At 61.8% G+C, this 531-nt stretch carries 1 pseudogene; it reads right to left on the bottom strand.

Annotated features, from left to right (window positions below):
• Nucleotides 1-531, bottom strand: a pseudogene (locus EN932_RS37565) (AAA family ATPase); the annotation flags it as partial.

Genomic DNA, 531 nt, shown 5'->3' with positions numbered 1-531 from the left:
GACGAGATCTGGTCGACGCCGAAATTCTCGTAGGCGAAGGGATAGCCGGCGACCTGGCAATAGCCGTTGACGAGGCCGGCGATCATCTGGATCAGCGTCGTCTTGCCAGTGCCGGGGGCGCCGTCGCCGATGAAGGTGAACAGGAAGCCGCCGAGCTCGACGAACGGATTGAGTTCGCGCTCGAAATCATAGGCCATCAGCATCTTGGCGAGCTTGACCGACTGGTATTTGGCGATGTGGTTGCCGACGACCTCTTCCGGCTTCTTGAAGGTCATCACCAGCGGTTTTGAGCGCTTGCCCGGCGCGACGTCGAAACCATCGAGAGTGAAATCGTCGGCATCGATGCGGATATGGGCGTTCTCGAACGGGCCGATGCCGTCGAAGCGGCCCTTGCGGGCCAGAAGCCCGTCGATGGCGACGCGGGCGAAGGCGCGTGCCCTTGTCATCAAATCGGCATCATCGGACGATCCCGAGATCGCCTTGTCGAGGCCAGCGAGGATCGACTTCACCGCATCCTGCGGCGTGTCGAAC

The sequence above is a fragment of the Mesorhizobium sp. M7A.F.Ca.US.002.01.1.1 genome, assembly GCF_004022955.1.
GTDB lineage: Bacteria > Pseudomonadota > Alphaproteobacteria > Rhizobiales > Rhizobiaceae > Mesorhizobium > Mesorhizobium ciceri.
This window is presented reverse-complemented; position numbering and strand designations above follow the sequence as displayed.